The sequence below is a fragment of the Planotetraspora phitsanulokensis genome, from assembly GCF_016863295.1.
In the GTDB taxonomy this organism is placed as follows: Bacteria; Actinomycetota; Actinomycetes; order Streptosporangiales; family Streptosporangiaceae; genus Planotetraspora; species Planotetraspora phitsanulokensis.
The window spans coordinates 64,879-85,768 of sequence record NZ_BOOP01000045.1; the positions used below are offsets into that span (position 1 = coordinate 64,879).

Sequence of the window (20,890 nt, forward strand, 5' to 3'; positions counted from 1 at the left end):
AGATGCCATAATCCCGTTCGACATTTAAATACCGCGGGAGCTCGGGCGATACCGGGCTGAGAGGGCGGCTCCTCCACGAGGCGTGCCGCCGACCGCATGAACCTGTCCGGATAATGCCGGCGTAGGGAGTGTGTGATGACGTCCGCCCTTGTCGATCCCCAGCACGCGGAAGTGCCGCTGACGCTCGACGAAGAGGCTCCGAAGACCCTCGGACTGCTCGATCAGGGAGCCTTCTGGGCCAACCTCGGAGTCAGCCTGCTGGGGTTCTCGGGGGCGCTGTTCCTGCTCGACCCGCTCGGCGGCAAGCCGCTCACCTTCACGGGCGCGGTGCTCGCCGCCGTCGTCGGCAGCCTCATCGGAACCGCGATGGTCGGCCTCGCCGCCATCCCCGGCGTGCGGACCGGCAAGCCGTCGATGGTGCTGCTGCGCGGCCTGTTCGGCGCGCGCCTGTCCTACGTCCCGACCGTGCTCAACATCGTGCAGATGCTCGGGTGGGGCGCCTTCGAGTTGTGGGTCATCGCCACCGGCGCGCAGGCGGTCTTCGGCACGGCCGTGCCGTACTGGGTCTGGGCGACGCTGGCCGGGGTGGTGACGATCGTGCTCACGATCTGGCCGCTGGGATCGGTCCGGCTGCTGCGGCGGTACGTCACGGCAGGCGTGATCGTCTCGATGATCTGGCTGACGGTCGCGCTGTTCAGCCGAGGGCCGTCGCTGTCCGAGGGGTCGTGGGACGCCTTCGCCCCGGCGGTCGACTACGTGATCGCGCTGTCGGTCTCGTGGGTTCCCATGGCCGCCGACTACGCCCGGCACTCCAGGTCGAGCCGTACGGCCTTCGCCGGCGTGGTGGGCGGATACACGATCGCACAGGTCGCGTGCCTCGCCCTCGGCATCGCCGCGCTGGCCCTCGTCGGGAACGACACCGACAAGGTGTGGGACCCGTTCGTGGCCGCTCCGCTGGGCGCGCTCTTCTTCGGCATCCTCGTGCTGCGCGAGGCGGACCAGTCGTTCGCCAACGTGTACTCGACGACGGTCTCCCTGCAGAACCTCATGCCGCGCGTGGACCGCAGGGTCATCTCGGTGGTGATCGGCGTGCTCACGACCGGCATCGCGCTGTTCGCCGACGTGAACTCCTACGGCGCGTTCCTCAGTGTGATCGGCGCGGTGTTCGTCCCGATGTTCGCCGTGCTCGCCGTCGACTACTTCGTCCTCGGGGGAGCCTCGCGCTGGAACAACGCGGCGGACGCCCCGTCGAGGTGGCTCATGGTGGTGCCGTGGGTCCTCGGCTTCTGCGCCTACTGGATCGTCACGGCGACGCAGACGGTCGGCTGGTGGGACACGATCTGGGAGAACGTCCGCTCGGCCGTCGGCTTCACCCACCAGCCGTGGATGAACGCGGCGCTCGCCGCCTTCCTCGTCTCCGGCCTGTTCACGCTCGCGCTGGGACGGCTGAGCCGGCGGACCTCGGACGTGTCGCCAAAGCGACTCCAGAACCGCTGACCACCAGCCCGAGCACGACGAGCGGGCTCAGCGGCTGGTCCAGGATCACCCAGGCCATCACGGCGGTGACCGAGGGCGTGAGGAAGAACAGGCTGCTGGCCCGGCTCGCCTGCGACCTGCGCAGCATGAGGTAGAGCAGCGAGAACGCGCCGATCGAGTTCACCAGGGCCAGCCACAGGACGGCGGCGGTGAAGGGCCCCCACGCGGAGACGTGGGGGCTCTCCACCGTCAGCGCGAGCACGCCGATGACCGGCACGCTCGCGAGCAACTGGACGGCCTGGCCGCTGCGCAGGTCCATGTCGGCGCAGAACCGCTTCTGGTAGAGCGTGCCGAGGCTGAGCCCGAGCAGTCCGCCCACGCACAGGAGCAGCGCGGGGCCCGCGGAGGACAACTTCTCGGCCACGGCGAGGACGACTCCGAGCGCTCCCAGCACGAAGCCGGCCCACTGCCGTGAGCTCACGCGCTCACCGAGAAGCGGCACGGCGAGGATCGCGGTGAGCACCGGATGGAGGCCCTGCACGAGGGCCGCCATGGCGCCGGTGACGCCCAGCGACATGGCCGTGTAGAAGGCGCCGAACTGCACCGCCTGCAGCAGCAGGCCGGCCACGACGACGTGCCCGAGCGCCCGCCCCTTGGGCCAGGGAGCGCGTACGGCCAGGGCCACGACGGCGAGCAGGACGCCCGCGAGCGCGAAGCGGCACAGGGTCAGCAACAGGGGTGGTGCGGCGTCGAGCCCGATCACCCCGGCGATGAACGCGCTGCTCCACAAGACGACGAACGCCCCAGGCGTCGTCGCCGCGGCCAGCCGCCCGAGGCGTGTGCCGGATTCCGCGGACGCGCTCCGCGTGATGACCATGCCGTCCCCCCGATAACCACTCAAGATGGTTATTACGATGTCGGGCCGACCGATAACCTGTCAAGCTGGTTACCATGGCCACGTGTTCACCTTCTGGAGCGGCAACCTGGCCCTGGACTTCGCGGGAACGGTCGGGCATCGCGACACCGATCGGCAGGAGTTCGTCGGCACCCCCCGGCTGCTCGCCGACTGGGTGAAGGCCGCCGGGCTCCTGGATGAGCCCCCGGTTCTGGACGAGCACGACCACGCCCAGGCCGTACGGCTGAGGGAGGCGATCTATCGCCTCGCGGTGGCCGCACTGCGGGGCCGGGTGCGGGCGGCGCACGATGTGGCGGTGGTCAACGAGTTCGCCGGTCACGCCCCGGTGAGCCAGGTGCTCGTCGTGGACGACGCCGGCGATCTGCGGCTGAGCCGTACGGGTTCGATGGACGAGGTGCTCGCGGTTGTCGCCGGGTCGGCGGCGGAACTCCTGGGCGGACCCGACCTCGCACGCGTGCGTGAATGCGAGAGCGCGCCCTGCACCCGGCTCTACGTCGACACGTCACGGGGTGGCTCGCGCCGCTGGTGCGACATGCGCGAATGCGGCAACCGCGAGAAGGCGGCCGCGTTCCGCTCCCGGCGGCGGCCGTGAGGCTCTTGCGTTGCGGTGTGTCTCACCCGCGCCCGGCTCCTGCCACCCCGGCGGCGGGCGACGTCACACGTGAGGGCGGTCCGACGCGCCGGAGCTGTGCGGCGACAGGCCCTCGAGGCTGAGCAGATGCTCCTTGGCCGCGGCGCCGCCGGCGTACGAGCCGAGCGCGCCGGACGAGTCGACCGCGCGATGGCACGGGGCGAAGACGCACACGGGATTGCCGGTGAGCGCGTTCTTCACCGCGTGCAGGGCCTGCGGCCGTCCGATCCGTTCGGCGATTTCCTGATATGTCGTGACGCTGCCGTACGGCACGGCCAGCATCATCTGGATGACCGTCCGGGTGAAACCGGTGATGAGCTGGAAGTCCACCTGGGTCGAGAAGGTCCGCACCCTCCCCGCGAAGTACGCCTCGAGCTCACGCTTCACCGGGTCGAGCCGCCGGGGGTCGGGGCCGATGAACGAGCCCACGGCCCGGGACACGCGGAGGAAGACCGCGTGTTCGTCGTCGTAGCTGCAGGCGAGCACGCCTCGTCCGGTGACGGCGAGCGTCAGCCGTCCCACTGGGGTGTCGGTGGTGCCGAAGGCGACATCCGGCGGGGCCTCGCCGACGTACCCCGGCGCGGTCACGCGTAGCAGGGCTTCAAGGTCCCCAGTGGACATGGACCCACTTCCTCTCACTACGTGAGTGAAAGCGTATCGGAGGAGTCCCGAGCCAGCCGAAAAGCCCATGATCATGTTGTGAAAGGAGGCACGATGGGGGCGTGGGTGATACCAGGGCGCACGACGGCGGTGACGACGAGATCGCCCGTGCGGTCGTCGCGAGCTCTCCCGACGCGATCGTCGCCCTCGACCGGGACATGGCGGTCCTGATCTGGAACGCCGCCGCCGAGCGGCTCTTCGGCTGGCCGGCCGACCAGCTCATGGGCAGGAGGGCGCCCATCGTGCCCGCCGAGCTGATGGCCGAGCACAACGCGGTGCTCGAGCGGGTCCGCACGGGCGGTCCCGTGTCGCTGCGCACGCGGCGGTTCCACCGGGACGGCCGCCTCCTGGACCTGCGCGTGGACACCAGCGCGCTGCGGACGGACTCGGGAGCGCTCCTCGGCTACGTCAACGTCTTCCACTCCACCCAGGACGACGACGCCGCCCGCGGCCGGGAGGCGCGGCGGGCCCGGCTGGTCAGCCGCCTGACCGACGTCGTCGGCGACATCAACGCCGAGCTCGACCTGCCCGTCGTCCTCGACCGCATCGCCGCCAGCCTCACCGAGCTCACCGGAGCCGACGCGGGCGGTTTCGTGTCGATCGAGGAAGACCTGCTCCGGCTCGTCGGCGTGCACGAACTGCCCGAGTCGATGCGGGGGATGACCGCCGACCTGCACACCAGCCTCGTCGGAAAACTCCTGCGCACCGGCAAGACCGTGCTGCTGGAGACGGGTCCCGAGGGGTTCCAGGACCTCATCTGGGCCCGCCTCGACGGGCTGCACACCATCGCCGTCGGCATCGCGGCCGTCGGCGGGCGTCCGTATGGAGCGCTCTACGCCCTGTTCGCCTCGAGCAAGGCGAGCCATCTGGAGCTCGAGCTCCTGGAACTGCTCGCGGGACACGCCGGCATCGCCGTCGGCAACGCGATGGCCTACCAGGACGCCGTACGCCAGCGGGCCCACGAGCGGGCCGTCTTCGACGCGAGCGCCGACGGCATCGCCGTGCTCGACGGCGCGGGCCGGGTCATCCAGTGGAATCCCGCGGCCGCCGAGCTGACCGGCCTGCACGCGCGTGAGCTGATCGGAGGCCCGCCGCCCTTCCCGCTGCCCGCCCCCGGAGAGAAGCTCACCATCCAGCTGTCGTCGGGCCGATGGCTCGACGTGTTGTGCGCGGAGATCCCCGAGACCGGCGAGAGCGTCGTCGACTTCCGCGACGTGACCAGGGCCAAGGAACTGGAGGAGGCCAAGGACCTGTTCCTGGCCACCACGAGCCACGAGCTGCGCACTCCCATCACGATCGTGCGCGGATTCGCCAGCACGCTCGACTCCCGGTGGGACCACCTCTCCGACGGCGAACGCCGCTCCGCCGTGCACACCATCGCGGAACGTGCCAGGTCGCTCGGTCAGCTCATGGATCACCTCCTGCTCGGCTCGCGGGCCGGCGCCGATGAGCTGAAGGTCAAGGTGGAGGTCTTCGACCTCGGCGAGCGGGTCCGTGCGGCGACCCTGGGCCTGCCTGTCCTGTCCGACCGGCACCGGGTGGAGGTGGACATCCCCGCCGACCTCCCGGCCGTGTACGGCGACGAGCTGGCCACCGACATCGTCCTCGGGCAACTGCTGGAGAACGCCTTCAAGTACTCCCCTGACGGCGGGCTCATCCGGGTCGAGGCCTGGGCCGAGGACGAACGGGTCGTCCTCGTGGTCGACGACGAGGGGGTCGGCATCGCGCCGGCTGACCGGGAACGCGTCTTCGAGCGGTTCGTCCAGGCGGACAGCGGGAACCGGCGCAGATTCGGCGGGGTCGGCCTGGGTCTCTACATCGTTCGCAGCCTGGCGAGAGCCCAGGGAGGCGACGTCACCGCACTTCCCCGTCCCGGCGGAGGCACCCGGATGCGGGTCGCTCTGACAGGCGCAGGCCCATTACCTGATCCGACACACCGGCGGGGTAACGAGGTCGCCACGTAAGAGCTGATCTATTGTCCAATGTGCACAAGCTGTGATCGGAGCGCGGTTTCCTGGACGATCGAACGGGGCATTTCGGTCCTACTGGGAGACTCGTCTCCTCTGGGGGATCGGGAATCGGGGAGGTGAGTGCGTCGAGCGTCGTGATGTTGCCCTACGCACTGTCGAGCGTCGCCGCCGCACGCCAACGCCTCAGCGCCGAAATGCTGGCGGGGGGAATGCTCGTCGGCGCCGTGGACGATGTGGTCCTCGTGATGAGCGAGCTTCTGAGCAACTCGCTCCGGCATGCCCACCCACTGCCGTCCGGCCAGCTCAAGGTGACCTGGACCTGCTCCGACGATCAGGTCGAGGTGTCGGTGAGCGACGGAGGCGCGACCACTGAGCCGCGCGCCGGCCGTCCCACGCTCTCGTCGCTCGGCGGCCGTGGACTCGGCATCGTCGAGTACATCGCTGAACGCTGGGGGGTCCGCCACGACGGCGACTCGACCACGGTCTGGGCCGTCGTCCACGTCTCCTGGCAGGCCCGAAACGGAAACCCTAGAACGACCGAAACCCCGGCCCTCCGCGAGGTCGGGTGACGGTCCCCAGCGGTTCCGGCTCGGTCGCCCTGAGGGCGTTGGTCGTGTCAGCCGTGTTGGGCGGGTTGGCGGGCCTAGCGGGACATCTTCCCGACGACGGTGATCACCCCGACGACCACGGCGGCGATGACTGCGACGAGGAGCAGGAACTTCAGCGTCGCGAACACCGCGGGGATCACGAATCCGAAGATCAGCCAGAGGGCGAGGATGACGCCCACGACGGTCAGCACAGTACGGGCCATACCTCCAAGGTACGGTCTGACGCCCCCGGTCGCGAGGTTGATCGCCGAAGACTCCGGACCTTGTCCCAAACGTGACGCACCCCTTGTTGAACAGATCACACCCGCCCCATGAGTTTCACGTGAATCACCCCGGCCGCGAACCTGTGCATGATCACGCGGGACAGGGGGCGGCGGGGAAGTCTTACGGTCTGGTGACGGGCTTCGGAGGGGATGGCATACCGGTCATACCGTTGGGATAGGCCATCCCGAGGAGTCTGATGACTGGCAATCCCGCACGTGTCCTGGTCGTCGACGACGACCCGACCGTGGCAGAGGTCGTCGCCCGCTACCTGGAGCGCGACGGCCACATGGTCGAATGCGTGGGCGACGGCGCCGAGGCGCTCCGCCGGGCGCTGGCCGACCCGCCCGACCTCCTCGTCCTCGACCTGATGTTGCCGAAGATGGACGGCCTCCAGGTCTGCAGGAAGCTCAGGGAACGCTGGCCGGTGCCGGTCATCATGCTGACCGCGCTGGGCGAGGAGATCGACCGGGTTGTGGGCCTCGAAACGGGGGCGGACGACTACGTCACCAAGCCCTTCAGCCCGCGGGAACTGGCCCTTCGGGTGCAGTCGGTGCTGAGGCGCGCCCGGGGCGCGCTGGTCCCGACCGGCACCGGCGTGTTGCGTGACGGCGATCTCGTGGTCGACGTGGGCGCGCACGAGGTGACGGTGGGCGGCGAGGAGATCGTTCTGACCGCCAGGGAGTTCGACCTGCTCGCCTACCTGCTGCGCAATCCCCGCCAGGCGTTCAGCCGCATGGCCCTCCTCGACCAGGTCTGGGGCTGGTCCTTCGGCGACACGTCGACGGTGACCGTCCATGTGCGGAGGCTCAGGGAGAAGATCGAGCCTGATCCGACCGATCCCCGGCGGATCGTCACCGTCTGGGGGGTCGGCTATCGATACGAGCCGCTGACATGATCCTCCAGATCATCGCCGTGAGCGCGGGGCTGGGCCTGGTCATCGCCGGGTTGGGACTGGCCCTGCTGCGGGTGCTCCGTCGTCGTTCGATCGGCGTGATGCTCGCGGTCGTGGCCGTGGTCACCGTCACGGCGACGCTCGCCGGCGTGGTCGCGATCACCCTGGCGATGATCATCGATGGCCGGGCGAAGAACATCGTGCTCACCGTCGTGGCCATCGGGGGGCTCGTGGGGTTGGGGGTCGCGCTCATCAACGCGCGCCGAGTGGTGCTCGCGAGCAGGCGGCTGGTCGCCGCGCTCGACGACGTGTCACCGTCCGGTCGGTTCGCCCCGCCGGAAGGCCCGCTGCCCGCCGAACTCGAGACCATCAGCCTGGCCCTCGCCCAGGCGTACGAGCGGCTGCGTCTGGGCCGCGAGCGCGAGCAGAACCTGGAGAGCGCCAGGCGTGAGCTGGTCGCCTGGGTGAGCCACGATCTCCGCACGCCGCTCGCCGGGATGCGTGCGATGGCCGAGGCGCTGGAGGACGGCGTCGCCGACGACCCCGACACCGTCAAGCGCTATCACACGCAGATCAGGCTCGAGGTGGATCGTCTTTCCGGCATGGTCGACGACCTCTTCGAGCTGTCCCGCATCCACGCGGGCACGTTGCGGCTCTCCCGCAGAAAGGTGGGCCTGGGAGACCTGGTCGCCGACGCCCTGGCGGGGGTGGAGCCTCTCGCCAGGGCCAAGCGCGTCCACCTGTCCGGCGAGGCGGACGCCGTCCTGCCCGTCGACGCGGACGCCGGTGAGCTCAGCCGTGCCGTACGCAACCTGGTCGTCAACGCGATCCGCCACACGCCCGCGGACGGGACCGTCACCGTGCGCGCGGTCGCCGAGGGCGACATGGTGAGCCTGTCGGTCCTCGACTGCTGCGGGGGGATCCCCGAGGACGACCTGTCGCGGGTGTTCGACGTGGCCTTCCGCGGCGAGGCCGCCCGCACTCCCGGGCCGGACGGCGGCGCCGGGCTCGGGCTGGCCATCGCCCGCGGAATCGTGGAAGCCCACCAGGGCGTGATCGGCGTGGTCAACGAGGGGCTCGGCTGCCGCTTCGAGATCCGGCTGCCGCTCTCAGGCTGAATCTCCTTCCGGACTGGCTTCCACCCTGAATTCCTTACCGGCCTCCGGTTCCGTGCCGGCAGGGCTCTCGCGTCCCGGGCCGCGGCCGGCCGGTTCGCGGAAGGAGAACGCCTCGGCCATCGCGCGGAACGTGGGACAGGGCCACCGCCACATGCAGCTTCTGCACCGCAGGATCGGATTGGTGGCGTCGCTCGTGATCCCCCCGGCGTCCCGGGGCTGGTGGAGATCCAGCAACCGGATGCCGAGCTCCACGAAGTTCAGCAGTTCATCGCGTGCCTCGGAGAGGAACTCGAGATCCTCTCCGGCCAGCCGCGCGCTTATCGGGACATATCCCTCGCGATTGATCAGCGAACGGAGCGGTTCGGCCGCGTCGCGCCACGACGACGCCTTCTCCGTGCGGACCTGGATGACTTCAAGCCGCTCCCTGAGCGTTCGTCGCTGATGATCCTCGGGAAGTTCACTGTTCATCATGCTCTCGGGCCCACTGTGCTCGGCGCCCGCCCTCCTTTGCGAAGTGACGACCAAGACGCGGAGGTTCCGGGCCCCCCATCCGGCCAAGCCGGTGTCGCATACCGTCAAGCTTCGCGCACTCTGCGTGTACTCGCTGCCCGAATCGGGGACAAAGGGCGGACGACTCATCGGTAATTCCGGAGGAACGTGACCCAGGGCCGGTACGGCGCTAGTGTGCGCCTCGTGGAGCTCAAAGTCGCGACGCAATCTCACGCCGGTCACGCTGTCATGGCGGTCGCCGGCGAAATCGACCTGTACACCGCTCCCCGGTTGCAGACGGAGTTCACCCGACTGCTGGAGACCGGGCCGGACCGGGTCGTCATCGACATGTCCGAAGTGGAGTTCTGCGACTCCACGGGCATGAACGTGCTGTTGTCGGCGCTCAAACGGCTGCGTGAGCGCGGCGGCAGTCTGGAGGTGGCGGCGCCTCGACCCGCGGTGCGGAAGATCCTCCAGGTCACCGGCCTGGACTCGGTCTTCACCGTCCATGACACGGTGCCCGCGGACCTGCTCACGGCTGAGCAGCAGGGATAGCCGCACATGAGTGAACTGGTGGTGCCGACGCCGGACACCGCGGTCGTCATCCCGGCCAAGGACGAGGCCGACCGGATCGGCGCCACCGTGACCGCCGCCCTGAAGCTGCCCGGCGTGGATCTCGTGGTCGTCGTCGACGACGGTTCGGCCGACGAGACCGGCCGGGTGGCCAGGGCGGCCGGCGCCCGGGTCGTACGGCACAGCAGGAACAAGGGCAAGGCCGCCGCGATGGAGAGCGGGGCGGAGGCCGTGCAGCTCCTCGATGAGGACGTCCCGCGGAATCTGCTCTTCCTCGACGCGGATCTGGGCGAGACCGCGTCGGCGGCCCACGCGCTGATCACGCCGGTGCGGGCCGGTGCGGCCGACATGACCATCGCGGTCTTCGCCACCCGGGTGAAGCTCGGGGGACACGGCATCGTCGTACGGCTGGCCCGCGACGGGATCAAGCGCCTGACCGGCTGGGAGCCGGCCCAGCCGCTCAACGGCCAGCGATGCCTGACCAGGGCGGCGTTCGAGGCCGCTCAGCCGCTCGCCCATGGATTCGGCGTCGAGACCGGGATGACCATCGACCTGCTCACCAAGAGGTTCCGGGTGGTCGAGGTGGAGGTCGAGATGGCCCACCGGGCGACGGGAACCGACTGGCGGGCCCAGATGCACCGAGCGAAGCAGTTCCGTGACGTCGGCCGTGCGCTGGCCGCCCGCGAACCGGCGATCAAGCACGGCAGGGAAGCCATCAAGCAAGGCAAGGACGCCCTCCGCCCCCGCCCCTGAACTCCTCCCCACGTGGTCATGCACAGGCTCGGGGCCACGCCCCTTGACCGGCCACAACTCTCCGCGTGATCATGCATACTTTCGGCACGGCCTGTCTGACCTGCGCCTTCGTTGGTCGTGATCATGCACGGATTTGCGGATGTGTGCTTTGACCAGGGCTGACGTCAATCGCGATCATGCACGGGTTTGTGCGCATCAGTGCCCACCAGCCGTGACGGCTGTCGTGATCATGCGTGTGGTTCTCCTAGGGTTACCCTCGTCCGGCGGAAACGCCGGGTGTGATCGCGCGGGGGATCTCGACCTGGGACGCCCCGCTGGTCTCGCATCGTCGATTGCCGGATCACGAATGACATCGGGCCGGGTCGGCGGGGTCGCAGAAGAATGTGCGCATGATCACGGTCGACGAAAGGGCAGGTCAGGCATGCCGTCACCGAATCTGTGCATGATCGCGCCAGGGGAAGTGGCTGGTGGGATGGCATATTCCGGAACCTGTGCATGATCACGCGGGGGGGCGGGGTCACGCGCAATACGGCCCTCGAGGTGAGGGGCGGAGGGTTTTGGCTGGCCGTTGGGGCCGGGGCGGCTTCGATTCTGCTGACGATCACCATTGGCCTGCTCGGGCCGTCCGCGATGGTGCCTCCGTTGCCGGGACGTCCGTGGCAGCCGCCCTACTCGCTCGGTGTCATGCCCGACGGCCGTCTCGTGATCGGCCTGGCGGCCGCCGCCGTCGTCCTGGGCGCGGTCGGCCTGGCGGCCGGGCTGCGGAACGCCGGGCGGATGCCCGACGCCCGATGGCTCCTGCTCGCGGGCTGCCTCGTCGCCGTCGTCCTCGCCTTCCTGCCGCCGTCGGGGTCGGCCGACCATCTCAACTACGCGGCCTACGGGCGCATGGTCACGCTCGGCCACAACCCCTATGTCACCGTTCCGGCTGATCTGCCCGCCGACCCCGTCATCAAATGGGTCGAGGAATGGCGGCAGACGCCCAGCGTCTACGGGCCGGTCGCGACGGCCGTCCAGGCGTTCGCCTCCCTCATCGGCGGCGAATCTGTCCGGTTGACGGTGTTCGTCATGGAACTCGCCAACGCCGCCGCGTTCGTCGCGACCGCGCTGCTTCTGCACCGGTTCACCCGGCACGATCCGGTACGGCAACGCCGCGCGGCCCTGTTGTGGACGGTCAACCCGCTGATCGTCTATCACCTCGCGGCGGGCATGCACCTCGACACCCTGGCGATCGCCTTCGTGATCGCTGCTCTCGTCGTCGAACGGGGCAGGGGCATCCTGCTCGGCCTCGGGATAGCCGTGAAGGTCACCGTCGGTCTGGTCGCCTTAGGCCCCGCGTGGGAGTTGCGGAGGTCGCCGAGGAAGCTGGCGCTGGTCGCGGGGTCGGCGACGCTGACCGTGCTCGCGGCCTACCTGCTCGCGGGCCCCGACTCGCTCGACCAGGTACGCAACGCCAGCCAGTCGTTGTCGCTGGCGACTCCCTGGAAGCTCGTCCAGCACGCGGCCCAGTCACTCATCGGTCCGGGCGCCTATCGTGTGTGGATCCAGCTCGCGTCCTACGTCCTGCTCGCGGCGCTGGCCTTCCTGTTGATCAGGGCCTTCCGGAGGGACGGCGAGCTCGACGCCCCTCGGGTGGCCCTCGCCTTCGGCGTGGCCTGGCTGTTCGCCACCCCCTACGTGTTGCCGTGGTACGACGGGCTGGCCTTCGCCCTGCTCGCGATGGTGGTCTGCCCGGCGCTCGACGGCTTCCTCGTCGTACGGCTGGCCGTGCTGTCCCTCGGCTATCTGCCGGCGCGGCAGATGGATCAGCCGGACGGCCTGGGCTGGCTGGTCACCGTGGTCCGTTCGCAGGTCGTGCCATGGTGTCTGCTGGCGCTGACGATCGGTCTGGCGTGGTGGGCGTGGAGAGCTGGAGCGCGCGCACGGACGCGGCCAGCGTGAGCGGGACGGCAACGGTCAGGGCCATGGCCGGGATGGCGACGCCGGAGTCGTTCACGAGGAACCCGGCCAGAGCCGCGGTGAGCGCGCCGAGCAGACCGGCCCGCAGCGCGGGCGCGTGGCCGTACGCCTGACTGAGCGCGGGCGCCCCCCACGTCGACGGACGGTACAGCACGAGGAACAGGAAGGCCAGGGCGACCAGGGAGAGCAGGGTCAGGGGCAGGTTCCCCAGGGTGTGCAGCATCGCCCCGAGCTTGCGGCCGACGACTGACCCGCCCTCGCCGTCGACGACCTGCTGGACGAATGTCCCGAGGTGGGTCCTCTGGTCGGCCGGCCGCAACCAGTCGGCGACGGCGATCAGCCCCACGGCCACGACTCCGCCCGCGCCGATCACCGCCAGCCTGACGACGGACACCCGACGGCCGGTGATCAGCAACAGGAACACGGCGAACCCGAGGATGAACGACGGCACGCCGCCGAAGTCGGCTCCCCAGCCCGGCCAGCCGTCCGCGACGATCGCCAGCAGTCCGTAGGCCAGGCACAGGACCAGCGCCCAGCCCCTCCACCGCCGGAGGGCCTGACTGACCCCGGCCAGCAGCAGGATCGTGCCGGTTGAGTAGACGGCGAAGGCCATGTTCCCGAACCCGTAGAACCGGCCGCCGGTCACCGGCTCGTATCCCGTCACCGCGTTCACCTGGAGCCTCGACCCGGTCATCACGTCGATGAGCAGGGCGAGCGAGCTCACTCCGGCGACCACGGTCAGCGGCCCGAGCACGTGCCCGCGCCACGGCCCGGCGAAGGCCACCGCGGCGATCGCCCCGGCGACGACCAGGATCGTGCCGCACAACGCGGCCATCGGGTGGGCCAGGCTCCACCACGGCACGAGCTGCGCCAGGAAGGTCGACACCGGTACGGCGGCGCTGACCACCGCGACGATCTGCGCGGGCACGAACATCCGCCGGTATCGCCGCATCACGACGGCGGCGAGGGCATAGAAGAGCAGTTGCGCCACGACGAGGACCAGGAAGAACGGCTCTCGCACCTGCTTGAGCACCTGGCTGGCGAGATCGGCGTCCGCGAGGCGGGCGACGGAGTCCTTCGCCGTCCCGTCGGACGGGCCGTCCGGCTGCCACGGGCGGCCGACGGTCCCCTCGGGGGTGGTGATCCCGAGGACGTGGGTGACGGTCGCGGTCAGGTCGGTGAGGGTGACCAGCGCGTCCTGGCGGGTCGAGGACGCGGTCAGCAACCCCGGCTCGTACGGCAGTGGCCCCGAACCGGGGCTCGCGGACCTGGCTGGGCCGGTGGCCATGGCCACGTGCAGATGGGCGGTGGCGCCGGAGTCGGACAGGCCCGCGACGAGCACCGTGGCACCGGCCGGCACCCGGGTCAGGACCGAGCCGACCGTCCGGTCGGCGGCGGCGACCGCGCTCCGGCGGGCGTCCCCCTCCTGGTTCCAGACCTGGGCGATCTCTCCCGCTTCTGCGAACACGACGGTGTACGGCGTCAGATCCGGCAGCTCATCCGGAGTAGCGGCATATTTCTGGATCTTGCCGGACTTGTCGGCCGCCGCCAGACCGGCTCCCGGCCCGATCGCGGCGATGCGGCCGCCCGCGCCGATGATCGTCTGACCGAGCAGGCCGATGTCCGCCTTGTACGAGCCCGCTCGCTGCAACGCGACCAGCGCGGCCCAGCCGGGAACGGTCGCCGAGCCGTCCGGCGCCACGACGGGAGTGGGCGCAGGCGTGCACGAATTGCCGCCGGTCCCCGCCCGCTGGCCGGCGGACACCGTCAGCCAGCCGCCGGCCGGGCAGGTCACCGGCATGCCCTCCGGCGGGACCGTCCTCGTGGAGAGCGACGCCACGCCGCCCTTCCCCGCGAGTGCCCACAGATTGGGCGTGCGTGCCGGGTCGAGGTCGTCCCACCGCAGCCCGGGGACGCCGATCAGGACCACGCGGCCCGCGGGTGAGCCGGCGGACGACACCGAGCCGGGCGCGGAGCCGGGCAGGCCGGTGGAGGGTGCGGAGCCATGCAGGGCCGCGGTCGACGGCGCAGAGGACGACGCGAAGGCGGGGAGGGCGACGGTCACCCCCGCTCCCGACACGGCCAGCAACGCGACGAGCGCGGCCGCGATGAGGATGAGATGACGGACCGCTGTGGATCGCTGAGCGCCGTGCACGGTTCGCGGGCTCCTCGGCTCGGGCTGGACGGGCGAACAGGAAGGACGATGGTCAGGCGGAGGAAGGACACGGAACCCCGCGGCGATCCCCCTGCCGTGACGACAGGAAGGCGACAGGAACAGGACAGAGTCCACGGTAGCCTCCCTCATCATGACGACTGGCCGGATGACCGCCGTGGCGAGGTCGGTGCGGGCGTGGCCCAGGTACCTGATCTCGCTGCTGATCATCGCGGTCGCGGCGACCCCATTGATCGCCTACTGGCTGAGCAATCCCGAGGATCAGCGACTGGTCGACCTGGACGTCTACCGGACGGGCGGATCGGCGCTCCTGCTCGGCCTGCCCGTCTACGACGTGATCACTCCGGCGCCGCAACTGCTGCCCTTCACCTATCCGCCGTTCTCGGCGATGCTGGCGGTCCCGCTCGGCGAGATGTCGTGGCCCGCGGCGCAGTGGGTGTGGACGATCGGCATCGTGGCGGCCCTCGCGGTCACGGTGGGGTACTCCTTCCGGCCCCTGCTCGAGCGCTTCAGCGGCCGCCTGGCCGTACCCGTGCTGTTCGGCCTGCTGGCCGCCGCGTGCATGTATCTGATGCCGATCAGGGACCAGGTCAGGTTCGGCCAGGTCGATCTCTTTCTGGTGGCGCTGTGCCTGCTCGACTGCGTGGTGCGCAAGCCGTGGTGGCCCCGCGGGATGCTGATTGGCCTGGCGACGGCCGTGAAGCTCACGCCAGGCGTGTTCCTCATCTACCTGGCCGTCACGGGCTTCCCGCGGCGAGACGGGAACCCCGAGCACCGGCGCGCCCTGTACATGGCGGTCTTCACGGCCGCCCTGCTCACGCTCCTGCCGTTCCTGGTCATCTTCGACGACGCGAAGGACTTCTGGTTCTCGGCGCTGCTCGACTCGGAACGGCTCGGGGCGAACGCCGCGACGACCAACCAGTCGCTGCGCGGCATGTTGCTCAGGCTCTACCTGCCCGGCTGGCTGACCGCCGTGATCTGGCTCGCCGCCGCCGCGGCGATCGGCTGGTACGGCTTCCGCCATGCCCGCAGGGCGTTCCGCGACGGTGACCCGATGACCGGGGTCGCGCTGACGGGGCTGATGGCCGTGCTGCTCTCGCCGGTCGCGTGGATCCACCACATCGCCTGGGTCGTCATCGTGATCGCGGCGCTGGCGGGTTCAGGGAGAGATCTCAGACGCCTGCTGGTCGCCGCGGGGGTGTGGCTCTACTACGTGCTGCCCGTCCCCTGGTGGGGCGTGTCGATCAAGGCTCTGGAGATCCCCGTCCTCAGCCCGGTCGTCGGCAAGATCGTGCAGGACGCCTTCGGCCTCGGCGCGATCGGCCTGGTCTGGCTGCTCGCCTCCTGGCTGCCCCGACAACGCGGCGCCGATCGAGCCGGGTCTCCGGTTCCCCGTGCGGTGCCTTGACCGAGTGGTTACGCTCGGTGGCGTGCTGGTTACCGTAGTGGTGATGGTCGGCGCCTTCGCGGGAGCGACCGGCGTGGCGATCGGACTGCTCGCGCTCCGATCCGCGCGGGCCTCCGTCGAGGAGTGTCTCGACGCCCTGGCCCGGCGCAGCGCCGTCGAGGGCGCCGTCGACAGCAGGGCCATCCGCGACGTGGCGGTGTACCGGTACGACGCTCTGGAGGAGATGACCGGGCGGCTCTCGTTCTCCGTGGCGCTGATCAACGGATTCGGCGACGGCGTCGTGCTCACCTCGATCAACGGCCGCTCGGAGACGCGCACCTATGTGAGATCCGTGTACGGCGGCAAGGGCGGCCAGCCGCTGTCGCCCGAGGAGGAGCAGGCGGTCAGGGCCGCCAGGCTCGGTCTCGGCCCCGAGGTCGAGCCCCCGCGGACGCGTCGCCCGTGGAGCGTCATCTCCCGCTGAACGGCCCGCGGATCGGGGGCCCGCCGGCGTCGGCGATGCTGCGACTTCGGACTCCTCAGTGCGGCTAACCTGGTCGTATGCCGAAACTCGCCTACCTGGGACCCCAGGGCACGTTCTGCGAGGCCGCCCTGAGGATCTTGGCGCCCGACGCCGAGGGCGTGCCCTGCGCCAACGTGGGCGCCGCTCTCGACGTCGCTCGCCGGGGCGAGGCCGGCGGGGCCGTCGTCCCGCTGGAGAACTCGGTGGAGGGGGCGATCACCCAGACCCTCGACGAGCTCGCCTGGGGGCAGCCGCTCCTCATCACGGGAGAGCTGCTGCTGCCGGTCGAGTTCTACCTGCTCGCGCGTCCCGGCACCGAGATGCGACACATCAAGCGGGTCATCACCCACCCGGCGGCGCACACCCAGTGCCGCGGCTTCGTCGAGCGCGAGCTGCCCGGCGCCGTGGTGGTCGCGTCGTCCTCCACCGCCGCCGCCGCGCAGGAGGTGGCCTCTCCCGGCTCGCCGTACGACGCGGCGATCAGCCCGGCCATCGCGGGCGAGTACTACGGGCTGGTCCAGGTCGCCGCCGGCATCGGCGACCGGTCCGACACGGTCACCCGGTTCGTCAAGGTGGGCCCGCCCGGGGAGCTGCCCGAGCCGACCGGCGCCGACCGCACCTCGCTGGTCGCCTATCTCAGGGACGACCATCCCGGTGCGCTGCTGGAGATGCTGAGCGAGTTCGCCGTACGCGGGGTCAACCTGACCAGGATCGAGTCCAGGCCGACCGGCGACGGCATCGGGCGGTACTTCTTCCACTTCGACTGTGAGGGCCACATCGCCGACGCCAGAGTCGGCGAGGCGATCTCGGGCCTGCACAGGCTCTCCGACGACGTCCGCTTCCTCGGCAGCTATCCGCGGGCCGACCAGGTCGCCACGCAGATCAAGCCGGGCACGTCCGATGGCGACTTCTCCGAGGCCGCCAGCTGGCTGAGCCGCATCCGGGAAGGCCGGGCCTGACCTTTTCGGCCCGCGGTGCCGCGCGCCGGTGACAAGCGGCGGCCGCGCCGCCTCCGGTAGCCTTTGATCCGTGATTGACCTGCGTACCCTTCGTGAGGAACCTGACCGGTTCCGGGCGTCGCAGCGCGCCCGGGGCGAGGACGACTCGGTCGTCGATGCGCTGCTCTCCCTCGACGAGCGCCGCCGTAGCGCTCTCAGCGGCTTCGAGTCGCTGCGCGCCGAGCAGAAGAGCATCGGCAAGTCGGTGTCGCGGGCCTCGGGCGAGGAGCGTACGGCGCTGCTCGACCGCGCGAAGGAGCTCGCCGCGCAGGTGAAGAGCGCGGAGGCCCAGGCGGACGCCCTCGGCGAGGAGCTCGACCGGCTGGCGATGAGCGTGCCCAACCTCGTCGAGGAGGGCGCGCCTCCCGGCGGCGAGGACGACTTCGTCGTGCTCGAGGAGATCGGGGACAAGCCCACCTTCGACTTCGAGCCCCGCGACCACCTGGAGCTCGGAGAGCTGCTCGACGCGATCGACGTCGAGCGCGGCGCGAAGGTGTCGGGCGCGCGGTTCTTCTTCCTGAAGGGCGTCGGCGCGCGGCTGCAGCTGGGCCTGCTCAATATGGCGATGCAGCAGGCCGTCGAGGCCGGCTTCGTCCCGATGATCACTCCGGTCCTGGTGAAGCCGGAGTCGATGCAGGGCACCGGCTTCCACGTGGCCCACGACAAGGAGATCTACCGCCTGCCCGAGGACGATCTCTACCTCGTGGGCACGTCGGAGGTGCCGCTCGCGGCCTACCATGCCGACGAGATCCTCGACTCTCGTGAGCTGCCGCTGCGCTACGCGGGCTGGTCGTCCTGCTTCCGCAGGGAGGCCGGCTCGTACGGCAAGGACACGCGGGGCATCATCCGCGTCCACCAGTTCGACAAGGTCGAGATGTTCTCGTACTGCCGGCCGGAGGACGCCCACGAGGAGCACCTGAGGCTGCTCGCCTGGGAGAAGGAGATGCTCGAGAAGGTCGAGGTCCCCTTCCGCGTCATCGACGTGGCGGCGGGCGATCTGGGCATGTCCGCGGCCAGGAAGTTCGACTGCGAGGGCTGGCTGCCCACCCAGGGCCGCTACCGCGAGCTCACCTCGACGTCGAACTGCGCCGAGTTCCAGACCCGCAGGCTGCGGGTCCGCTACCGGGACGCCGATGGCAAGCCCCAGCATGTCGCCACGCTGAACGGCACCCTCGCGACCACCCGGTGGATCGCCGCCATTCTGGAGAACCACCAGCAGGCGGATGGTTCGGTCGTCGTTCCGAAGGCCCTGCGGCCATATGTCGGGCTCGACGTCCTCGAACCGGTCAAGGGCCGGGCCGCACGCTGATTTCCTGTCCGCTCAGCGCGTAATCACCGATTGCGCGCTAAGCGAGAGGAAAGTTCGGCGCTTCTGTCCGGATGGAGCGGTCCGGGAAATGCTTTACTCGGTGTACCTAACCGATTCGCCGCGGCCGAGAGCGTTCACGACCAGACGAATGTCTGGTCCAAACACACCAAAGGCGGGGTTCGCAATACGAACCCCGCCTTCAGTGAGTCAGTGGGTCAGATCGCCCGCACGTTGGAGGCCTGCGGACCCTTGGGGCCCGAGGTGACCTCGAACTCCACCCGCTGGCCGTCCTCCAGGTTGCGGTAGCCGGAGCCGGAGATCGCCGAGAAGTGCACGAACACGTCGGGCTCCCCGCCGTCCGGTGCGATGAAGCCGAAGCCCTTCTCAGCGTTGAACCACTTGACGGTTCCCTGAGCCATTAATGCTCTCCCTAAGGAAGTGAATCTTGGGGCACCACACCTCGTGGGCCCCGGTGTGTCGCACAGCTCCCCGGGTGGCTCATAACAGTCAAGCTGGTTTTCGCTACGGGAACAGCTAATACAACGCCATCACATCTAACACTATGGCGCGCGTTGGTGTTCCATCTCTGGGTGAGATTTCTTCTTCCAGACCCCCCTCGAAGGTGTGCCTACGCATAACAACGTGCAAACTGGAACGCGTCATGACCACCCCTCGGCTCGTCGCCACAGATCTCGACGGCACCGCGCTGCGCTCCGACGGCAGCGTCTCCGTCCGGACGGTCGCCGCCTTCGCACGGGTCGAGGAGGCCGGCGGCACGCTGGTCCTCGTCACCGGCCGGCCACCCCGCTGGATGCACGCCGTCGCGGGAGCCGTACGGCATCGTGGGCTGGCGATCTGCGCCAACGGGGCCCTCGTCTACGATCTCCACACCGAGGAGGTCGTGGACGCCCATCTGATCGCCCCCGACGTCCTGGAGGAGTCCGTCCGGCGGTTGCGGGGCCACATCGACGGCCTGGCGTTCTCCGTGGAGTACGAACAGGGCTTCGCCCATGAGGCCGACTTCCCGGTCGGGCGCTGGGACGCCCAGAAACTGAACGGCGAACGGGTGGGGAGGTCGACGCTGACCTCGCGGCCGTGCGCCAAGCTGCTCGCCCTGCATCCGTCGATGCATCCGGACGACCTGCACCACAGGGCGCTCGACATCGTCGGAGACCTCGTGACGCCCACCCACTCGAGTGGCCGGGGCCTGATCGAGATGAGCGCGCACGGAGTTACCAAGGCCACGGCACTGGCCGCGCTCGCGGCGGAGTTGGGGATCAAGCCCGCGGACGTGGTCGCCTTCGGGGACATGCCCAACGACCTGCCGATGCTGGCCTGGGCGGGCACCTCGTACGCCGTCGCGAACGCCCACAAAGACGTGTTGGCCGCCGTCGATCACGTGACGGCGGCCAACAACGACGACGGAGTCGCCAGGATCATCGAAGATCTGTTCTGAGGGGCCGGGGACCGCTGGGCGGTGGGACCTTGACGGGCAGGGGCTTTACGGGGCTTTCGGGGCTTTCCAGGGCTTTAGGGGCAGGCCCTTACAGGTAGGGGCCGCCGCCGGGGTGGGCCGCATCGTCGTGGCCCTGCTGGGACATTCCGCCGGGAAGGGCCCGGCGCATCTGCTCCAGCTGTGCCCGCGCCGCCATCTGCTGGGCGAACAGGGTGGTCTGGATGCCGTGGAAGAGACCCTCGAGCCAGCCGACGAGCTGGGCGTGGGCGACCCGGAGCTCCGCGTCGCTCGGAGGGGCGCCGTTGTCGTCGGTGAGGGGGAGCGAAAGCCGTTCCAGCTCGTCGACGAGCTCAGGGGCGAGCCCGTCCTCCAGCTCCTTGATGGAGCTCTGGTGGATGTCCTTGAGACGCTTGCGGCTGGCGTCGTCAAGGGGGGCCGCGCGGACCTCTTCGAGAAGCTGACGGATCATGCTGCCGATCCGCATGACCTTCGCCGGCTGCTCGACGAGCTCGGCGACGGAGCGCTCCTGCTCGCCTTCCTTGCCGTCGTCGCCGGAGACCGAGAGGCCCTCGGGCCCCACGACCACGATGTGCGGGGTGCTCTCGTCTGCGTTCATCGGTCGATTACCACTCCTGATTCGCTTCCTGGCCCCGCTCCGCCCCGTGCCGGCCGTCTGCGGCCCGCTCCGCTGAGCGGCCAGGCCCGCTCTGTCGTGCTCTCGCGATCCAACCTAGC

At 69.9% G+C, this 20,890-nt stretch carries 21 protein-coding genes and 1 riboswitch; of the genes, 14 read left to right on the forward strand and 7 right to left on the reverse strand.

All coding sequences use genetic code 11. The features are described 5' to 3' along the window. The first annotated feature begins 23 nt into the window (after nt 1–23). Nucleotides 24–146: riboswitch (TPP riboswitch) on the forward strand. Then, nucleotides 136–1,497, forward strand: a complete 1,362-nt coding sequence (locus tag Pph01_RS37845; protein ID WP_204078058.1) for a purine-cytosine permease family protein — start codon at nt 136–138, stop codon at nt 1,495–1,497. Its footprint overlaps the riboswitch before it by 11 nt. Here Pph01_RS37845 and Pph01_RS37850 read toward each other — a convergent pair. After that, a complete protein-coding gene (locus Pph01_RS37850; RefSeq protein WP_204078059.1) occupies nt 1,427–2,353 on the reverse strand; it encodes a DMT family transporter in 927 nt (308 codons plus the stop codon). The genes Pph01_RS37845 and Pph01_RS37850 overlap by 71 nt on opposite strands. Before the next feature lie 82 nt (nt 2,354–2,435). On the opposite strand from Pph01_RS37850, the gene Pph01_RS37855 reads away from it, so the two are divergent. Beyond that, nucleotides 2,436–2,984, forward strand: a complete 549-nt coding sequence (locus Pph01_RS37855; RefSeq protein ID WP_239117317.1) for a CGNR zinc finger domain-containing protein — start codon at nt 2,436–2,438, stop codon at nt 2,982–2,984. Between the two features lie 63 nt (nt 2,985–3,047). Here Pph01_RS37855 and Pph01_RS37860 read toward each other — a convergent pair whose 3' ends face one another. Then, nucleotides 3,048–3,644: a methylated-DNA--[protein]-cysteine S-methyltransferase gene (locus Pph01_RS37860; protein ID WP_204078061.1), complete on the reverse strand. Its 597-nt coding sequence runs from the start codon at nt 3,642–3,644 to the stop codon at nt 3,048–3,050. A gap of 101 nt (nt 3,645–3,745) precedes the next feature. Here Pph01_RS37860 and Pph01_RS37865 point away from each other — a divergent pair, with 101 nt between their 5' ends. Continuing rightward, nucleotides 3,746–5,647: a sensor histidine kinase gene (locus tag Pph01_RS37865; RefSeq protein ID WP_204078062.1), complete on the forward strand. Its 1,902-nt coding sequence runs from the start codon at nt 3,746–3,748 to the stop codon at nt 5,645–5,647. 122 nt (nt 5,648–5,769) lie between these two features. After that, entirely contained in the window at nt 5,770–6,222 is a 453-nt protein-coding gene (locus Pph01_RS37870; RefSeq protein WP_239117318.1) for an ATP-binding protein, read from the forward strand. Between the two features lie 74 nt (nt 6,223–6,296). On the opposite strand, the gene Pph01_RS37875 is transcribed toward Pph01_RS37870, so the two are convergent. Continuing rightward, nucleotides 6,297–6,464: a hypothetical protein gene (locus tag Pph01_RS37875; protein ID WP_204078063.1), complete on the reverse strand. Its 168-nt coding sequence runs from the start codon at nt 6,462–6,464 to the stop codon at nt 6,297–6,299. 257 nt (nt 6,465–6,721) lie between these two features. On the opposite strand from Pph01_RS37875, the gene Pph01_RS37880 reads away from it, so the two are divergent. Both Pph01_RS37880 and Pph01_RS37885 read left to right on the forward strand, forming a co-directional pair. Beyond that, nucleotides 6,722–7,420: a response regulator transcription factor gene (locus Pph01_RS37880; protein WP_204078064.1), complete on the forward strand. Its 699-nt coding sequence runs from the start codon at nt 6,722–6,724 to the stop codon at nt 7,418–7,420. Continuing rightward, nucleotides 7,417–8,535, forward strand: a complete 1,119-nt coding sequence (locus Pph01_RS37885) for a sensor histidine kinase (protein WP_204078065.1) — start codon at nt 7,417–7,419, stop codon at nt 8,533–8,535. Before Pph01_RS37880 ends, Pph01_RS37885 begins: the two co-directional genes overlap by 4 nt. Here Pph01_RS37885 and Pph01_RS43075 read toward each other — a convergent pair. Continuing rightward, nucleotides 8,527–9,174, reverse strand: coding sequence for a hypothetical protein (locus tag Pph01_RS43075; protein ID WP_239117319.1), 648 nt, complete (start codon nt 9,172–9,174; stop codon nt 8,527–8,529). The two genes, Pph01_RS37885 and Pph01_RS43075, sit on opposite strands and share 9 nt — an antisense overlap. 54 nt (nt 9,175–9,228) lie before the next feature. Between Pph01_RS43075 and Pph01_RS37895 the strand changes: the two genes are divergently transcribed. The 3 genes from Pph01_RS37895 to mptB all read left to right on the forward strand — a co-directional run bounded on the left by Pph01_RS37895 (nt 9,229) and on the right by mptB (nt 12,291). Beyond that, entirely contained in the window at nt 9,229–9,579 is a 351-nt protein-coding gene (locus tag Pph01_RS37895; protein ID WP_203884330.1) for an STAS domain-containing protein, read from the forward strand. A 6-nt stretch (nt 9,580–9,585) separates the two neighbouring features. Further along, nucleotides 9,586–10,350 (forward strand): glycosyltransferase, encoded by a 765-nt coding sequence (locus Pph01_RS37900; protein ID WP_204078066.1) that lies wholly within the window; start codon nt 9,586–9,588, stop codon nt 10,348–10,350. 642 nt (nt 10,351–10,992) lie between these two features. Next, nucleotides 10,993–12,291, forward strand: a complete 1,299-nt coding sequence (gene mptB / locus Pph01_RS37905; RefSeq protein ID WP_239117320.1) for a polyprenol phosphomannose-dependent alpha 1,6 mannosyltransferase MptB — start codon at nt 10,993–10,995, stop codon at nt 12,289–12,291. On the opposite strand, the gene Pph01_RS37910 is transcribed toward mptB, so the two are convergent. Further along, nucleotides 12,182–14,464 carry a hypothetical protein gene (locus Pph01_RS37910; protein WP_204078068.1) on the reverse strand — a complete coding sequence of 761 codons (2,283 nt, stop codon included), beginning with the start codon at nt 14,462–14,464 and terminating at the stop codon, nt 12,182–12,184. The genes mptB and Pph01_RS37910 overlap by 110 nt on opposite strands. 151 nt (nt 14,465–14,615) lie before the next feature. On the opposite strand from Pph01_RS37910, the gene Pph01_RS37915 reads away from it, so the two are divergent. From Pph01_RS37915 to serS, 4 genes are all read left to right on the forward strand, one after another. Next, nucleotides 14,616–15,890, forward strand: a complete 1,275-nt coding sequence (locus Pph01_RS37915; protein ID WP_204078069.1) for a glycosyltransferase 87 family protein — start codon at nt 14,616–14,618, stop codon at nt 15,888–15,890. Nucleotides 15,891–15,912: 22 nt separating this feature from the next. After that, on the forward strand, nt 15,913–16,353 hold the full coding sequence (locus Pph01_RS37920; protein WP_239117321.1) for a DUF4446 family protein: 441 nt from the start codon (nt 15,913–15,915) through the stop codon (nt 16,351–16,353). 77 nt (nt 16,354–16,430) lie between these two features. Further along, nucleotides 16,431–17,351 carry a prephenate dehydratase gene (pheA, locus tag Pph01_RS37925; protein WP_204078070.1) on the forward strand — a complete coding sequence of 307 codons (921 nt, stop codon included), beginning with the start codon at nt 16,431–16,433 and terminating at the stop codon, nt 17,349–17,351. Nucleotides 17,352–17,421: 70 nt separating this feature from the next. Then, the gene (gene serS, locus Pph01_RS37930; RefSeq protein WP_204078071.1) at nt 17,422–18,699 is read left to right on the forward strand and encodes a serine--tRNA ligase; all 1,278 of its coding nucleotides are present in this window, start codon (nt 17,422–17,424) and stop codon (nt 18,697–18,699) included. 215 nt (nt 18,700–18,914) lie between these two features. Here the strand turns inward: serS and Pph01_RS37935 are convergent, their stop codons facing one another. After that, on the reverse strand, nt 18,915–19,118 hold the full coding sequence (locus Pph01_RS37935) for a cold-shock protein (protein ID WP_203952538.1): 204 nt from the start codon (nt 19,116–19,118) through the stop codon (nt 18,915–18,917). A gap of 242 nt (nt 19,119–19,360) precedes the next feature. On the opposite strand from Pph01_RS37935, the gene Pph01_RS37940 reads away from it, so the two are divergent. Next, nucleotides 19,361–20,155 carry an HAD family hydrolase gene (locus tag Pph01_RS37940; RefSeq protein WP_204078072.1) on the forward strand — a complete coding sequence of 265 codons (795 nt, stop codon included), beginning with the start codon at nt 19,361–19,363 and terminating at the stop codon, nt 20,153–20,155. Between the two features lie 88 nt (nt 20,156–20,243). Here Pph01_RS37940 and Pph01_RS37945 read toward each other — a convergent pair whose 3' ends face one another. After that, nucleotides 20,244–20,771 carry a bacterial proteasome activator family protein gene (locus Pph01_RS37945; RefSeq protein WP_204078073.1) on the reverse strand — a complete coding sequence of 176 codons (528 nt, stop codon included), beginning with the start codon at nt 20,769–20,771 and terminating at the stop codon, nt 20,244–20,246. Nucleotides 20,772–20,890: the final 119 nt, after the last annotated feature.

Coding starts and splice junctions, on each gene's coding strand:
- Pph01_RS37845 (WP_204078058.1), top strand. CDS start 136: ATGACGTCCGCCCTTGTCGATCCCCAGCACGCGGAAGTGCCGCTGACG.
- Pph01_RS37850 (WP_204078059.1), bottom strand. CDS start 2,353: ATGGTCATCACGCGGAGCGCGTCCGCGGAATCCGGCACACGCCTCGGG.
- Pph01_RS37860 (WP_204078061.1), bottom strand. CDS start 3,644: ATGTCCACTGGGGACCTTGAAGCCCTGCTACGCGTGACCGCGCCGGGG.
- Pph01_RS37875 (WP_204078063.1), bottom strand. CDS start 6,464: ATGGCCCGTACTGTGCTGACCGTCGTGGGCGTCATCCTCGCCCTCTGG.
- Pph01_RS37880 (WP_204078064.1), top strand. CDS start 6,722: ATGACTGGCAATCCCGCACGTGTCCTGGTCGTCGACGACGACCCGACC.
- Pph01_RS37885 (WP_204078065.1), top strand. CDS start 7,417: ATGATCCTCCAGATCATCGCCGTGAGCGCGGGGCTGGGCCTGGTCATC.
- Pph01_RS43075 (WP_239117319.1), bottom strand. CDS start 9,174: ATGAGTCGTCCGCCCTTTGTCCCCGATTCGGGCAGCGAGTACACGCAG.
- Pph01_RS37900 (WP_204078066.1), top strand. CDS start 9,586: ATGAGTGAACTGGTGGTGCCGACGCCGGACACCGCGGTCGTCATCCCG.
- Pph01_RS37915 (WP_204078069.1), top strand. CDS start 14,616: ATGACGACTGGCCGGATGACCGCCGTGGCGAGGTCGGTGCGGGCGTGG.
- pheA (WP_204078070.1), top strand. CDS start 16,431: ATGCCGAAACTCGCCTACCTGGGACCCCAGGGCACGTTCTGCGAGGCC.
- Pph01_RS37935 (WP_203952538.1), bottom strand. CDS start 19,118: ATGGCTCAGGGAACCGTCAAGTGGTTCAACGCTGAGAAGGGCTTCGGC.
- Pph01_RS37940 (WP_204078072.1), top strand. CDS start 19,361: ATGACCACCCCTCGGCTCGTCGCCACAGATCTCGACGGCACCGCGCTG.
- Pph01_RS37945 (WP_204078073.1), bottom strand. CDS start 20,771: ATGAACGCAGACGAGAGCACCCCGCACATCGTGGTCGTGGGGCCCGAG.